Source organism: Yersinia sp. LJYL362 (assembly GCF_048323875.1).
Genome location: NZ_JBLWEX010000181.1, coordinates 1 through 13,821, shown reverse-complemented (window position 1 = coordinate 13,821; position 13,821 = coordinate 1). Strand labels below are relative to the sequence as shown.

Below are 13,821 nucleotides of genomic sequence, written 5' to 3'. Positions count from 1 at the left end.
GTAAAAAAACCGGGCAAGCCCGGTTTTTTTACGCGTTTACAGATTACTCTGCAGCAACTACTTCTGCTTGCGATGCAGCACGATCAACTAACTCGATGTAAGCCATCGGTGCGTTGTCGCCTGCACGGAAGCCACACTTCAGAATGCGAGTGTAACCACCGGCGCGGCTCGCGAAACGCGGGCCTAGCTCGTTAAACAGTTTTGCCACGATCTCGTTATCACGAGTACGGGCGAATGCCAGACGACGATTAGCTACGCTGTCGGTCTTGGCAAGAGTAATCAGCGGCTCAACAACGCGACGCAGCTCTTTCGCTTTCGGCAGGGTCGTCTTGATTATCTCATGACGAACCAAAGAGCCGGCCATGTTACGGAACATAGCCTGGCGATGGCTGCTGTTACGGTTCAGTTGACGACCACTCTTACGATGGCGCATGACCTTATCCTTCTCAGTAAAACCTTAACCTGTGATCCGGTTACTCGTTATCAGCAATGCTAGCCGGTGGCCAATTTTCTAGGCGCATGCCTAAAGAAAGACCACGTGATGCGAGCACGTCTTTAATCTCAGTAAGAGATTTTTTACCCAGGTTAGGCGTTTTCAGCAACTCAACCTCGGTACGCTGTACCAGATCACCGATGTAGTGGATAGCTTCTGCCTTGAGGCAGTTAGCAGAGCGGACAGTCAATTCCAGATCGTCAACAGGGCGCAGCAGGATCGGATCAAACTCTGGCTTCTCTTCTTTAACTTCCGGCTGACGTACATCACGTAGGTCAACGAAAGCTTCAAGCTGTTCAGCCAAGATAGTTGCCGCACGGCGGATCGCCTCTTCAGGATCGATCGTGCCATTGGTTTCCATCTCGATAACCAACTTGTCCAGGTCGGTACGCTGTTCTACACGCGCTGCTTCAACATTGTAGGCAATACGCTCTACAGGGCTATAGCATGCGTCTACTAACAAACGACCAATCGGGCGCTCATCTTCTTCCGAATGAATTCGGGCAGAAGCCGGCACATAACCCCGACCACGTTGAACTTTGATACGCATACTAATAGATGCGTTCTCATCGGTCAGGTGGCAGATAACGTGCTGCGGCTTGACGATTTCGACATCACCATCATGGGTGATATCGGCTGCAGTCACAGGGCCAATGCCAGACTTATTCAGGGTAAGAATAACTTCATCTTTACCCTGAACTCTCACCGCCAGCCCTTTCAGGTTGAGCAGGATCTCCAGGATATCTTCCTGTACGCCTTCTTTGGTGCTGTACTCATGCAGTACACCATCAATCTCAACCTCGGTCACCGCGCAACCCGGCATAGATGAAAGCAGAATACGGCGCAGTGCGTTGCCGAGAGTATGGCCAAAGCCACGCTCTAACGGCTCAAGGGTCACCTTGGCGTGCGTCGAACTGACTTGCTCGATATCTACCAGGCGCGGTTTTAGAAACTCTGTCACAGAACCCTGCATTGTGTCCTCTCTTTGGTACTAAGCTTTACTTAGAGTAAAGCTCGACGATCAGGTGTTCGTTAATGTCCGCAGACAGATCAGTACGTTCAGGAATACGTTTGAACACACCTTCCATCTTGACAGCATCAACTTCCAGCCAAGTCGGCTTTTCACGCTGCTCAGCCAGCTCCAAAGCTGCCTTAACACGAGACTGCTTTTTAGCTTTCTCACGGATGCTGACTACGTCATTCGGAGATACCTGATAAGAAGCGATGTTAACAACGCGACCATTTACCATGATAGCTTTATGACTAACCAGCTGACGTGATTCAGCACGAGTTGCGCCAAAGCCCATACGGTAAACTACGTTATCCAGACGGCCTTCCAGCAATTGCAACAGGTTTGCACCTGTGTTGCCTTTCAGACGTGCTGCTTCTTTATAGTAGTTACGGAATTGACGTTCTAGAACACCATAGATACGGCGAACTTTTTGTTTCTCACGTAACTGCACACCGTAGTCAGACAGACGCGGTTTACGCGCACCGTGCTGGCCAGGTGGTTGTTCAATCTTACACTTGGTGTCAATCGCGCGAACGCCAGACTTAAGGAACAGGTCTGTGCCCTCACGACGGCTCAGCTTGAGCTTAGGACCCAAATATCTTGCCATTTTCTCTCTCCAACAAACCTAAAAGCAGCGTTATACGCGGCGCTTTTTCGGCGGACGACAACCGTTATGAGGGATCGGAGTCACATCAGTAATATTAGTGATGCGGAAACCAGCCGCGTTTAACGCACGGATAGTAGACTCACGGCCCGGACCAGGTCCTTTAACCATAACTTCCAGATTCTTGATACCGTATTCTTTCACTGCGTCAGCGCAGCGCTCTGCTGCAACTTGCGCTGCAAACGGAGTAGACTTACGAGATCCACGGAAACCGGAACCACCTGCTGTTGCCCAACCCAATGCGTTACCTTGACGATCTGTAATGGTAACGATGGTGTTGTTGAAAGAAGCATGGATATGAGCCACACCGTCAGAGACTGTCTTTCTTACACGCTTGCGTGCACGAATAGGTGCCTTTGCCATTATTCAATCACCCCGATTATTTCTTGATCGGTTTACGCGGACCCTTACGGGTACGTGCGTTGGTCTTAGTACGCTGACCGCGAACTGGTAGACCACGACGATGACGCAAACCACGATAAGTCCCAAGGTCCATCAGACGCTTGATGCTCAGGGTCACCTCACGACGCAGATCACCTTCTACAACGTACTTGGCAACTTCGTCACGCAGCTTCTCGATTTGCTCTTCAGACAGCTCACTGATCTTAACATTTTCAGCAATACCCGCAGCAACACAGATAGCCTGTGAACGGGTCTTACCGATGCCGTAGATCGCAGTTAAAGCGATAACGGTATGTTTCTGATCAGGAATGTTAATGCCTGCTATACGGGCCACTATGCACTCCTACTATTTTATACAGCAATACCATTCTGAAAAGCCCGTTTTCAGGATACTCAAATAGCATTGCAGTCACATACAAAAGATTGGCTGGCTAATCTAGCCAGCTCAACCCAACTTTGCAAGAAAAATATGCAAGATAAATCAGCCTTGACGCTGTTTATGCTTTGGTTCGGCACTGCAGATTACGCGAACGACACCGTTACGCTTAACAATTTTGCAGTTACGACATAATTTCTTGACGGAAGCACGAACTTTCATTTTTACTCTCCGTAACTTCTCAAACATCCCTGAATTAGCGGTTATAGCCTTTCAGGTTTGCTTTCTTCAATGCAGACTCATATTGACTAGACATCATCAGAGTTTGCACTTGAGCCATAAAGTCCATGATGACCACCACTACGATAAGTAGGGAGGTACCACCAAAGTAAAATGGTACTTTCATCGCGTCACGCATGAACTCCGGGATCAGGCAGATGAAAGTAATATACATCGCACCAATTAAGGTTAGACGCGTCATTACTTTATCGATGTACTTCGCCGTTTGCTCTCCCGGACGAATTCCTGGCACGAATGCACCGGACTTCTTCAGGTTATCTGCTGTTTCACGCGGGTTAAACACCAACGCCGTGTAGAAGAAACAGAAGAAGATGATTGCAGACGCATAGAGTAACACATAAAGCGGCTGTCCCGGCTGCAAATACATCGAAATAGTCGTCAGCCAGTTCCAACCTGTCCCGCCCCCAAACCATGATGCAATCGTGGCAGGGAACAGAATTATGCTGGAAGCAAAGATTGCAGGGATAACCCCAGCCATATTTACTTTCAACGGTAAGTGTGTGCTCTGTGCTGCATAAACACGACGACCTTGTTGACGTTTAGCATAGTTAACGACGATACGGCGCTGACCACGTTCAATGAAAACAACGAAGAAGGTTACTGCAAACACTAATACTGCAACCAACAGCAACAGGAGGAAGTGCAGGTCGCCTTGCCGAGCTTGCTCGATGGTATGGGCTATTGCAGGTGGAAGACCGGCAACAATACCAGCAAAGATTATGATTGAAATACCGTTACCGATACCACGCTCAGTAATCTGTTCGCCCAGCCACATTAGGAACATAGTCCCTGTAACCAAGCTAACAACAGCGGTAAAATAGAAGGCAAAGCCTGGATTGATTACCAGACCTTGCATCCCAGGCATATTCGGTAGACCGGTAGCAATACCGATCGATTGGAATATAGCCAATACCAACGTGCCATAACGGGTGTACTGACTAATCTTACGACGGCCAGCCTCCCCTTCTTTCTTTATTTCTGCTAACGCTGGATGAACCACCGTCAGCAGTTGGATAATAATCGATGCCGAAATATACGGCATGATACCCAAGGCAAAGATAGAAGCACGACTGAGAGCACCACCAGAGAACATGTTAAACATTTCAATGATGGTCCCTCTCTGCTGCTCGAGCAATTTAGCAAGCACAGTGGCATCGATACCAGGAATCGGAATAAAAGAGCCGATACGGAAAACAATAAGCGCACCGATAACAAACAAAAGTCTGCGCTTCAGTTCGCCTAATCCGCCTTTAGCACTTTGAAAATCTAATCCTGGTTGCTTAGCCATCTGCTACTTATTCCTCAATTTTACCGCCAGCAGCTTCGATAGCAGCACGAGCGCCTTTGGTGACACGCAGACCACGAAGAGTTACCGCACGAGTGATTTCGCCTGAAAGCATAACTTTCGCGAACTCAATCTGGGTACCAACAACGTTAGCGGCTTTCAGCGTGTTCAGGTCGATTACGTCGCCTTCCACTAAAGCCAGTTCAGACAGACGAACTTCTGCCGTGATCATAGCTTTGCGAGAGGTGAAGCCGAATTTCGGCAAACGACGATATAAAGGCATCTGACCACCTTCAAAACCACGACGTACGCCACCACCAGAACGTGAGTTCTGACCTTTGTGACCACGACCAGCAGTTTTACCCAGGCCAGAACCGATACCACGACCTACACGCTTCGGCGCATGCTTGGCACCTTCAGCCGGAGACAGAGTATTTAAACGCATCTGTTACTCCTCAACTTTAACCATGTAGGAAACCAAGTTGACCATACCACGTACAGCAGGAGTATCCTCACGCTCTACAGTATGACCAATACGACGCAGACCTAAACCGATCAGAGTTGCCTTGTGTTTCGGCAAACGACCGATACTGCTTTTTGTTTGAGTTACTTTAATAGTCTTTGCCATGGTTATTTCCCTAGAATTTCTTCGACGGACTTACCACGCTTAGCAGCGACCATTTCTGGGGATTTCATATCTTCTAAAGCAGCGATAGTTGCACGAACCACGTTAATCGGGTTAGTAGAACCATATGCTTTAGCTAAAACGTTATGAACCCCTGCAACTTCTAAGACGGCGCGCATTGCACCACCGGCGATGATACCGGTACCTTCAGAAGCTGGTTGCATGAATACACGGGAACCTGTGTGAGCACCTTTAACAGGGTGCTGCAGGGTACCGTTATTCAATGCAACATTAATCATAGCGCGACGGGCTTTTTCCATCGCTTTCTGGATCGCTGCCGGAACTTCGCGTGCTTTGCCGTAGCCAAAACCAACGCGACCGTTACCATCACCAACTACTGTCAGTGCGGTAAAGCTGAAAATACGGCCACCTTTTACGGTTTTAGATACGCGGTTTACCGCGATCAGCTTTTCCTGCAGTTCGCCAGCTTGTTTTTCGATGTGAGACATCTTACACCTCTACCTTAGAACTGAAGGCCAGCTTCACGGGCAGCATCTGCCAGTGCCTGGACTCGACCATGATATTGGAAACCGGAACGGTCAAAGGATACTTTCGTGATCCCTTTTTCCAATGCGCGCTCTGCAACAGCTTTACCTACAGCTGCGGCGGCATCTTTGTTGCCGGCGTACTTCAATTGCTCATTGATAGCTTTTTCTACAGTAGAAGCTGCTACCAAAATTTCAGAACCGTTTGGTGCGATAACCTGCGCGTAAATATGGCGTGGGGTACGATGTACCACCAGGCGAGTCGCACCCAGTTCTTTGAGCTTGCGGCGTGCGCGGGTCGCACGACGGATACGAGCTGCTTTCTTATCCATAGTGTTACCTTACTTCTTCTTAGCCTCTTTGGTACGCACGACTTCGTCGGCGTAACGGACACCCTTGCCTTTATAAGGCTCAGGACGACGGTAGGCACGTAAATCTGCTGCAACCTGACCAATCACCTGCTTATCAGCGCCTTTCAGCACGATTTCAGTTTGGGTCGGACATTCAGCAGTGATGCCAGCCGGCAATTCATGGTCAACTGGATGAGAGAAGCCTAAAGCTAAATTCACCACGTTGCCTTTAACTGCGGCACGGTAACCTACACCTACCAATTGAAGCTTCTTAGTGAAGCCTTCGGTAACACCAATGACCATTGCATTAAGCAGTGCACGAGTGGTACCCGCTTGGGCCCAACCGTCTACAGCGCCTTCGCGTGGAGCGAAAGTCAGTGTATTTTCTTCTTGCTTAACTTCAACAGCACTATGGACGGTACGAGTCAGCTCGCCGTTCTTACCCTTAATCGAAATAACCTGACCGTTGAGTTTTACCTCTACGCCGGCAGGAATGACGACGGGTGCTTTTGCAACACGAGACATTCTTTCCTCCCGAATTAAGCTACGTAGCAGATAATCTCGCCACCAAGACCAGCTTGGCGAGCTGCACGATCGGTCATAACACCTTTAGAGGTAGAAATAACAGCGATACCCAAACCGGCCATAACTTTTGGCAGCTCATCTTTTTTCTTATAGATGCGCAGACCTGGACGGCTGATACGTTGAATGCTTTCTACCACTGCCTTACCCTGGAAATACTTAAGTGCTAATTCCAGAACAGGCTTGGTGTCGCCTTCGACTTTAAAATCTTCAATAAAACCTTCTTCCTTCAGAACGTTGGCAATTGCCACTTTCAGCTTGGAGGAAGGCATGGTGACCGCGACTTTGTTTGCGGATTGACCGTTACGGATACGGGTCAGCATATCCGCGATCGGATCTTGCATGCTCATCTGTCTTTACTCCCGTGATTCAATTGGTGACAATTACCAGCTAGCCTTTTTAAGGCCCGGGATTTCACCGCGCATTGCGGTTTCACGGACTTTAATACGGCTCAACCCGAACTTCCGCAAGAAACCATGCGGACGACCAGTTTGGTTGCAGCGGTTACGCTGACGGGACGGGCTGGAATCACGCGGCAGAGACTGCAGCTTCAGAACAGCATTCCAACGATCTTCGTCGGATGAGTTCACACCAGAGATAATAGCTTTTAATTCCTCGCGTTGAGCGCGGTATTTGTTAGCTAGTTTCACGCGAACGACTTCGCGTGCTTTCATTGATTGCTTAGCCATCAGTAACCCTACCTTACTTGCGGAATGGGAATTTAAAAGCAGCCAATAATGCACGGCCTTCATCATCGGATTTCGCAGTAGTGGTAATGGTAATATCCAAACCACGCACACGATCGACTTTATCGTAGTCGATTTCCGGGAAGATGATCTGCTCGCGCACACCCATGCTGTAGTTACCACGACCATCGAATGACTTAGCGGACAAGCCACGGAAGTCACGGATACGAGGTACAGCAATGGTAATCAGACGCTCAAGGAATTCCCACATGCGTTCGCCACGCAGGGTTACTTTACAGCCGATCGGATAGCCCTGACGGATTTTGAAGCCTGCAACAGATTTGCGTGCTTTGGTGATAAACGGCTTTTGGCCGGAGATTGCTGCCAAGTCAGCTGCTGCATTATCCAGCAGTTTCTTGTCAGCGATCGCTTCACCAACACCCATGTTCAGGGTGATCTTCTCGACCCGAGGGACTTGCATGACAGAGTTGTAGTCAAACTGAGACATCAGTTGTTTGACTACCTCGTCTTTGTAGTAATCATGCAGTTTCGCCATCGTATTACTCCAAATTACTTGATAGTTTCGCTATTAGATTTAAAGAAACGGACTTTTTTCCCGTCTTCGAATCTAAAGCCTACACGGTCAGCCTTACCAGTTGCCGCGTTGAACAGCGCAATGTTGGAAACTTGAATTGCAGCTTCTTTTTCAACAATGCCACCTGGTTGATTCAGGGCCGGAACCGGCTTCTGATGTTTTTTAACCAGGTTGATACCTTCAACAATGACCTTACTAGCAGACAGGACATTCTTTACTTTACCGCGCTTACCTTTGTCTTTCCCGGTTAGCACGATAACTTCGTCATCACGACGGATTTTCGCTGCCATGGTTCGCTCCTTAGAGTACTTCTGGTGCCAGAGAGATAATTTTCATGAACTTCTCATTACGCAGTTCACGAGTTACCGGCCCAAAAATACGCGTGCCGATTGGCTGCTCGCTGTTATTATTTAAAATAACACAAGCGTTGCCATCGAAGCGAATGACAGAACCGTCCGGGCGACGTACACCCTTCTTGGTGCGCACCACTACCGCCTTCAGAACATCGCCTTTCTTCACCTTGCCACGAGGAATTGCTTCCTTGATGGTGATCTTGATGATGTCGCCGATGCCTGCGTAGCGACGGTGCGAGCCACCTAGAACCTTGATACACATTACGCGACGTGCACCGGAGTTGTCGGCCACGTTCAGCATAGTCTGTTCTTGGATCATGTTAGTGCTCCGCTAATGTCAACTACTACTTTAGGACCCAGAATAGGTCGTTTAAAAGCCCCATGAATGAGGGCGCAGCATTATAACACCGCTTCCAAATTATGGGTAGAAAAAATAAACGGCCCACTTTCTGAGCCGTTTATTATGTTCGAGTTGGCTACTCTATTACAGAATCGCTTTCTCTACAACGCGAACAAGTGTCCAAGACTTAGTCTTTGACAATGGACGGCATTCGCGGATTTCTACCACGTCACCGATTCCACATTCATTGTTCTCGTCATGTACATGCAATTTCGTCGTACGACGGATGAATTTCCCATAAATTGGGTGCTTCACCACACGTTCGATAGCGACAACCATGGATTTCTCCATTTTGTCACTAACTACGCGACCTTGCAGAGTACGGATTTGGTCAGTCATTACGCACCCGCCTTTTCAGTCAGTAAAGTCTTAACACGTGCGATATTACGACGCACTTGTTTCGACAGGTGAGTTTGTTGCAGCTGGCCACTAGCCGCCTGCATGCGCAAATTAAATTGCTCACGCAGCAGGTTGAGCAGCTCAGTGTTCAGCTCTTCAACGCTTTTTTCACGCAGCTCTTGTGCTTTCATTACATCACCGTCTTAGTTACAAAGGTGGTTCCTACAGGCAGTTTCGCTGCAGCGAGCTTAAATGCTTCGCGAGCAGTTTCTTCCGGCACACCAGCCATTTCAAATAAAACTTTTCCTGGCTGGATCAGGGCAACCCAATACTCTACGTTACCCTTACCTTTACCCATACGCACTTCGAGCGGCTTCTCGGTGATCGGTTTGTCCGGGAATACACGGATCCAGACCTTACCTTGACGCTTAATTGCACGTGTCATCGCACGACGGGCTGCTTCGATTTGACGAGCCGTCAGGCGGCAACGGCCACAAGCTTTCAGGCCGAACTCACCGAAGCTAACATCCGTACCTTGCGCAAGGCCACGGTTACGGCCTTTGTGCATCTTACGGAATTTTGTACGCTTTGGTTGTAACATCAGCGATTCTCCTTACTTGCGGCCTTTACGCTGCTGCTTTTTAGGTTGAGCAGCCGGTTCCGGTTGTTCAACAGCAGCCATACCACCCAAGATCTCACCTTTGAAGATCCATACCTTAACGCCGATTACACCATAAGTGGTGTGCGCTTCAGATGTGTTGTAATCGATATCCGCACGCAGTGTATGCAACGGAACACGACCTTCACGGTACCATTCGGTACGCGCGATTTCAGCACCGCCAAGACGGCCGCTTACTTCAACTTTGATACCTTTAGCGCCAAGACGCATTGCGTTCTGTACAGCACGCTTCATAGCACGACGGAACATAACACGACGTTCCAGCTGTGAAGTGATGCTATCAGCAACCAATTTTGCGTCCAGTTCCGGTTTACGGACTTCGGCGATGTTAATCTGTGCAGGAACGCCAGCGATATCCGCTACGACCTTACGCAGTTTTTCGACATCTTCACCTTTCTTGCCGATAACGATGCCAGGACGAGCGGTGTGAATAGTCACACGGATGCTCTTCGCTGGACGCTCGATAACGATGCGAGAAACGGAAGCTTTCGCTAATTCCTTAGTCAGGAATTGGCGAACTTTAAAGTCGCTGTCCAGGTTGTCAGCGAATTCTTTGGTATTTGCGTACCAGGTAGAGTTCCAAGCTTTGACAATACCTAGTCGAATACCATTAGGATGTACTTTCTGACCCATTGCTAGTCTCCAGAGTCTCAGCGATCGGACACAACCACAGTAATGTGGCTGGTGCGCTTCAGGATGCGATCTGCACGACCTTTTGCACGCGGCATAATGCGCTTCATGCTAGGGCCTTCGTCTACGAAAATCTTCGTGACTTTCAGATCATCGATGTCAGCGCCATCGTTGTGTTCTGCGTTAGCAATGGCAGACTCTAGTACCTTCTTAACCAAACCAGCAGCTTTCTTGTTGGTATAGGCCAGAGTTTCCAGAGCTTGCGACACTTTCTTACCGCGAATCAGGTCCGCTACCAAGCGAACCTTCTGAGCAGAAGAACGAGCGTGGCGATGTTTAGCGATAGTTTCCATCTCTTCCTCCTACCTTAGCGCTTTTTAGCCTTTTTATCGGCCGCATGGCCGCGATAAGTACGGGTCGGCGCGAATTCGCCCAGTTTGTGACCGACCATTTCATCGGAAACAAAAACGGGAACGTGCTGACGACCATTATGGACAGCGATGGTCAAACCGATCATATTTGGAAAGACCGTTGAACGACGGGACCAAGTCCGAATTGGCTTCTTGTCTCCGCTTTCCACCGCTTTCTCTACCTTCTTCAGCAAGTGCAGGTCAATGAAGGGACCTTTCTTGAGAGAACGTGGCATGGCTTATCCTCTAATTATTTTTTACTACGGCGACGTACGATGAACTTATCAGTACGCTTGTTGCTACGGGTCTTCTTACCTTTGGTTTGAACGCCCCACGGGGTTACCGGGTGCTTACCAAAGTTACGACCTTCACCACCACCGTGTGGGTGATCTACCGGGTTCATCGCCGTACCGCGAACGGTAGGACGAATACCACGCCAACGACTAGCACCTGCTTTACCCAGGACACGCAGCATGTGTTCAGCGTTACCGACTTCACCTAAGGTGGCGCGGCAATCAGCTAGAACTTTGCGCATTTCGCCGGAGCGCAGACGCAGAGTAACGTAGGAACCGTCACGAGCAACGATCTGAACGTATGCACCAGCAGAACGAGCCAATTGGCCGCCTTTACCTGGTTTCATTTCTACGTTATGAACCGTTGAACCAACTGGGATGTTACGCATAGGCAGGGTGTTACCTGCTTTAATTGCAGCATCAACGCCAGATTGAATCTGGTCACCAGCTTTCAGGCCTTTCGGCGCCAGGATGTAACGGCGTTCGCCGTCTTTGTACAGAACCAACGCGATATTCGCGGAACGGTTCGGATCGTACTCCAGACGCTCTACCACAGCAGGGATACCATCTTTGTTGCGTTTGAAGTCAACCAGACGATAATGTTGCTTGTGGCCACCACCGATATGACGGGTAGTGATACGGCCATTGTTGTTACGGCCACCGCTTTTGCTTAATTTCTCAAGCAACGGGGCATAAGGCTTACCCTTGTGCAGCTCAGGGTTAACCACTTTAACAACGTGGCGACGACCCGGAGACGTAGGTTTACATTTAACAATTGCCATTGTTTACTCCTCCGACTTACTCTGCGCCGCCGATGAAGTCCAGATTCTGGCCTTCTTTCAGGGTGACGTAAGCTTTTTTCCAGTCGCTACGACGACCAACACGCTGACCGTGACGCTTACTCTTGCCTTTAACCAGCAAGGTGTTAACGTCTTCGACTTCGACTTCAAACAGTTTCTGCACTGCAGCTTTAATTTCTGCTTTGGTCGCGTCTTTGGCAACTTTGAGAACGATGGTGTTATTCTTTTCCATCGCAGCGGACGCTTTTTCAGATACATGCGGCGCGCGCAGTACTTTCAGCAGACGTTCTTCACGAATCATGCCAGCATCTCCTCAACTTGCTTCACAGCATCAGCAGTCATAACCACTTTGTCGAAGGCGATCAGGCTAACTGGGTCAATACCAGCAACATCACGGACATCAACCTTATACAGGTTGCGAGCTGCCAAGAACAAGTTCTCGTCCAGTTCACCAGTGATGATCAGTACATCTTCCAGAGCCATATCTTTCAGTTTCTGTGCCAGCAACTTAGTTTTAGGTGCTTCAACAGAGAACTTTTCGACAATGATCAGACGATCTTGACGTACCAATTCGGACAGAATGCTTTTCAGCGCGCCGCGGTACATCTTTTTATTTACTTTCTGACTGTGGTCCTGAGGCTTCGCAGCAAAGGTCACACCACCTGAACGCCAGATTGGGCTCTTTACAGAACCTGCACGCGCACGGCCGGTACCTTTCTGGCGCCACGGTTTTTTACCGGAACCAGTTACTTCGGCGCGGGTCTTCTGAGCACGAGTACCTTGACGGGCACCTGCTGCATAAGCAACAACAACCTGATGTACCAGCGCTTCGTTGAAATCACGACCGAAGGTAGTTTCGGAAACAGTCAGCGCGCTTTGCGCGTCTTTCACTATTAATTCCATTGCTATCCCCTTACGCCTTCACAGCTGGTTTAACGATCAGGTTGCCACCGGTTGCGCCCGGTACAGCACCCTTAACCAGCAGCAGGTTGCGCTCAGCGTCAACACGTACTACGTCCAGGCTTTGAACGGTTACACGCTCGTCACCCAGGTGGCCTGCCATTTTCTTGCCTTTAAACACTTTGCCCGGAGTCTGGTTTTGACCGATAGAACCCGGAACACGGTGAGACAAGGAGTTACCATGGGTAGCATCTTGGGTACGGAAGTTCCAGCGCTTAACAGTACCGGCAAAACCTTTACCTTTAGACGTACCTGTAACGTCAACTTTCTTAACGTCTGCGAAAATCTCGACGCTAATTTCTTGGCCAGCAGTGAACTCTTGACCTTCTGGAAGGCGGAATTCCCACAGACCACGGCCAGCTTCTACGCCAGCTTTAGCGAAATGACCCGCTTCTGGTTTAGTAACGCGGTTAGCTTTTTTAGCACCGGTAGTTACTTGCACAGCACGGTATCCGTCGTTTTCCAGGCTTTTGACCTGAGTTACGCGGTTCGCTTCAATTTCGATAACAGTTACTGGGATTGAAACGCCATCTTCTGTGAAGATACGAGTCATGCCCACTTTCTTACCGACTAAACCAATCATTGTTTCAACCTCTCAATCGCTCAATGACCTGATTAACCCAGGCTGATCTGCACGTCTACACCGGCAGCCAGATCCAGACGCATCAGAGCATCAACGGTTTTCTCGGTTGGCTCAACGATGTCAACCAGACGCTTGTGAGTGCGAATCTCGTACTGATCGCGCGCATCTTTATTGACGTGCGGAGAGATCAGAACGGTAAAGCGCTCTTTGCGAGTTGGCAGCGGGATCGGACCACGAACCTGCGCACCAGTGCGCTTGGCAGTCTCGACGATTTCCGCAGTTGATTGATCGATCAAACGATGATCAAACGCTTTCAGGCGGATACGGATTCTTTGGTTCTGCATGAGACCAGAGCTCCAATTATTTATAAACGTAAATGATTACTCCTCGCACCCATTTCGATTGATGGGGGAGTGTAATCGTTCAACATATAACCCCCATATCGGGAGTATTGTTCGG

At 49.2% G+C, this 13,821-nt stretch carries 28 protein-coding genes; all 28 read right to left on the bottom strand.

Translation table 11 applies throughout. From position 1 onward, the window contains the following. Positions 1–43 precede the first annotated feature (43 nt). The 28 genes from rplQ to rpsJ all read right to left on the bottom strand — a co-directional run bounded on the left by rplQ (position 44) and on the right by rpsJ (position 13,706). Positions 44–433, bottom strand: a complete 390-nt coding sequence (rplQ, locus tag ACNSO8_RS09000; RefSeq protein ID WP_004391407.1) for a 50S ribosomal protein L17 — start codon at positions 431–433, stop codon at positions 44–46. 40 nt (positions 434–473) lie between these two features. Further along, positions 474–1,466: a DNA-directed RNA polymerase subunit alpha gene (locus tag ACNSO8_RS08995; protein WP_004709232.1), complete on the bottom strand. Its 993-nt coding sequence runs from the start codon at positions 1,464–1,466 to the stop codon at positions 474–476. A 25-nt stretch (positions 1,467–1,491) separates the two neighbouring features. Further along, the gene (gene rpsD / locus ACNSO8_RS08990; protein WP_002218949.1) at positions 1,492–2,112 is read right to left on the bottom strand and encodes a 30S ribosomal protein S4; all 621 of its coding nucleotides are present in this window, start codon (positions 2,110–2,112) and stop codon (positions 1,492–1,494) included. A gap of 30 nt (positions 2,113–2,142) precedes the next feature. After that, positions 2,143–2,532, bottom strand: a complete 390-nt coding sequence (rpsK, locus tag ACNSO8_RS08985) for a 30S ribosomal protein S11 (RefSeq protein ID WP_004709234.1) — start codon at positions 2,530–2,532, stop codon at positions 2,143–2,145. Positions 2,533–2,548: 16 nt separating this feature from the next. Beyond that, entirely contained in the window at positions 2,549–2,905 is a 357-nt protein-coding gene (gene rpsM, locus ACNSO8_RS08980; protein ID WP_004702348.1) for a 30S ribosomal protein S13, read from the bottom strand. Positions 2,906–3,052: 147 nt separating this feature from the next. Then, positions 3,053–3,169 (bottom strand): 50S ribosomal protein L36, encoded by a 117-nt coding sequence (rpmJ, locus tag ACNSO8_RS08975; protein ID WP_002227352.1) that lies wholly within the window; start codon positions 3,167–3,169, stop codon positions 3,053–3,055. Between the two features lie 34 nt (positions 3,170–3,203). Continuing rightward, on the bottom strand, positions 3,204–4,535 hold the full coding sequence (secY, locus tag ACNSO8_RS08970) for a preprotein translocase subunit SecY (protein WP_002213344.1): 1,332 nt from the start codon (positions 4,533–4,535) through the stop codon (positions 3,204–3,206). Between the two features lie 7 nt (positions 4,536–4,542). After that, complete coding sequence (gene rplO, locus ACNSO8_RS08965; RefSeq protein WP_004391411.1) at positions 4,543–4,977, bottom strand: 50S ribosomal protein L15; 435 nt, start codon at positions 4,975–4,977, stop codon at positions 4,543–4,545. 3 nt (positions 4,978–4,980) lie between these two features. After that, the gene (gene rpmD, locus ACNSO8_RS08960; RefSeq protein ID WP_002213339.1) at positions 4,981–5,160 is read right to left on the bottom strand and encodes a 50S ribosomal protein L30; all 180 of its coding nucleotides are present in this window, start codon (positions 5,158–5,160) and stop codon (positions 4,981–4,983) included. A gap of 2 nt (positions 5,161–5,162) precedes the next feature. Next, on the bottom strand, positions 5,163–5,666 hold the full coding sequence (gene rpsE, locus ACNSO8_RS08955) for a 30S ribosomal protein S5 (protein ID WP_002213337.1): 504 nt from the start codon (positions 5,664–5,666) through the stop codon (positions 5,163–5,165). 14 nt (positions 5,667–5,680) lie between these two features. Further along, a complete protein-coding gene (gene rplR, locus ACNSO8_RS08950; RefSeq protein ID WP_004391413.1) occupies positions 5,681–6,034 on the bottom strand; it encodes a 50S ribosomal protein L18 in 354 nt (117 codons plus the stop codon). Positions 6,035–6,043: 9 nt separating this feature from the next. Beyond that, positions 6,044–6,577, bottom strand: a complete 534-nt coding sequence (rplF, locus tag ACNSO8_RS08945) for a 50S ribosomal protein L6 (protein WP_005159860.1) — start codon at positions 6,575–6,577, stop codon at positions 6,044–6,046. A gap of 14 nt (positions 6,578–6,591) precedes the next feature. After that, positions 6,592–6,984 (bottom strand): 30S ribosomal protein S8, encoded by a 393-nt coding sequence (gene rpsH / locus ACNSO8_RS08940; protein WP_005159858.1) that lies wholly within the window; start codon positions 6,982–6,984, stop codon positions 6,592–6,594. 33 nt (positions 6,985–7,017) lie between these two features. Next, complete coding sequence (gene rpsN, locus ACNSO8_RS08935) at positions 7,018–7,323, bottom strand: 30S ribosomal protein S14 (protein WP_004391418.1); 306 nt, start codon at positions 7,321–7,323, stop codon at positions 7,018–7,020. Between the two features lie 13 nt (positions 7,324–7,336). Beyond that, positions 7,337–7,876 carry a 50S ribosomal protein L5 gene (gene rplE / locus ACNSO8_RS08930; protein ID WP_005159856.1) on the bottom strand — a complete coding sequence of 180 codons (540 nt, stop codon included), beginning with the start codon at positions 7,874–7,876 and terminating at the stop codon, positions 7,337–7,339. Between the two features lie 14 nt (positions 7,877–7,890). Continuing rightward, a complete protein-coding gene (gene rplX / locus ACNSO8_RS08925) occupies positions 7,891–8,205 on the bottom strand; it encodes a 50S ribosomal protein L24 (RefSeq protein ID WP_004391420.1) in 315 nt (104 codons plus the stop codon). 10 nt (positions 8,206–8,215) lie between these two features. Further along, positions 8,216–8,587: a 50S ribosomal protein L14 gene (gene rplN / locus ACNSO8_RS08920; protein WP_002213325.1), complete on the bottom strand. Its 372-nt coding sequence runs from the start codon at positions 8,585–8,587 to the stop codon at positions 8,216–8,218. Positions 8,588–8,752: 165 nt separating this feature from the next. Next, complete coding sequence (gene rpsQ, locus ACNSO8_RS08915; protein ID WP_002228135.1) at positions 8,753–9,007, bottom strand: 30S ribosomal protein S17; 255 nt, start codon at positions 9,005–9,007, stop codon at positions 8,753–8,755. Next, entirely contained in the window at positions 9,007–9,198 is a 192-nt protein-coding gene (gene rpmC / locus ACNSO8_RS08910; protein WP_005159843.1) for a 50S ribosomal protein L29, read from the bottom strand. Before rpmC ends, rpsQ begins: the two co-directional genes overlap by 1 nt. Next, a complete protein-coding gene (gene rplP / locus ACNSO8_RS08905; RefSeq protein ID WP_002218940.1) occupies positions 9,198–9,608 on the bottom strand; it encodes a 50S ribosomal protein L16 in 411 nt (136 codons plus the stop codon). Before rplP ends, rpmC begins: the two co-directional genes overlap by 1 nt. 12 nt (positions 9,609–9,620) lie before the next feature. Then, positions 9,621–10,319 (bottom strand): 30S ribosomal protein S3, encoded by a 699-nt coding sequence (gene rpsC, locus ACNSO8_RS08900; RefSeq protein WP_002221644.1) that lies wholly within the window; start codon positions 10,317–10,319, stop codon positions 9,621–9,623. 17 nt (positions 10,320–10,336) lie between these two features. After that, positions 10,337–10,669: a 50S ribosomal protein L22 gene (rplV, locus tag ACNSO8_RS08895; protein ID WP_004391423.1), complete on the bottom strand. Its 333-nt coding sequence runs from the start codon at positions 10,667–10,669 to the stop codon at positions 10,337–10,339. A 14-nt stretch (positions 10,670–10,683) separates the two neighbouring features. Continuing rightward, positions 10,684–10,962: a 30S ribosomal protein S19 gene (gene rpsS, locus ACNSO8_RS08890; protein WP_002213430.1), complete on the bottom strand. Its 279-nt coding sequence runs from the start codon at positions 10,960–10,962 to the stop codon at positions 10,684–10,686. 14 nt (positions 10,963–10,976) lie between these two features. Further along, entirely contained in the window at positions 10,977–11,801 is an 825-nt protein-coding gene (gene rplB / locus ACNSO8_RS08885; protein ID WP_004709246.1) for a 50S ribosomal protein L2, read from the bottom strand. A gap of 16 nt (positions 11,802–11,817) precedes the next feature. Continuing rightward, positions 11,818–12,120, bottom strand: coding sequence for a 50S ribosomal protein L23 (gene rplW / locus ACNSO8_RS08880; protein ID WP_005159841.1), 303 nt, complete (start codon positions 12,118–12,120; stop codon positions 11,818–11,820). Continuing rightward, on the bottom strand, positions 12,117–12,722 hold the full coding sequence (rplD, locus tag ACNSO8_RS08875; protein ID WP_005174626.1) for a 50S ribosomal protein L4: 606 nt from the start codon (positions 12,720–12,722) through the stop codon (positions 12,117–12,119). Before rplD ends, rplW begins: the two co-directional genes overlap by 4 nt. Before the next feature lie 10 nt (positions 12,723–12,732). Beyond that, the gene (gene rplC, locus ACNSO8_RS08870) at positions 12,733–13,362 is read right to left on the bottom strand and encodes a 50S ribosomal protein L3 (protein ID WP_004709250.1); all 630 of its coding nucleotides are present in this window, start codon (positions 13,360–13,362) and stop codon (positions 12,733–12,735) included. A 32-nt stretch (positions 13,363–13,394) separates the two neighbouring features. After that, a complete protein-coding gene (gene rpsJ / locus ACNSO8_RS08865; RefSeq protein ID WP_001181005.1) occupies positions 13,395–13,706 on the bottom strand; it encodes a 30S ribosomal protein S10 in 312 nt (103 codons plus the stop codon). Between the last annotated feature and the right edge of the window lie 115 nt (positions 13,707–13,821).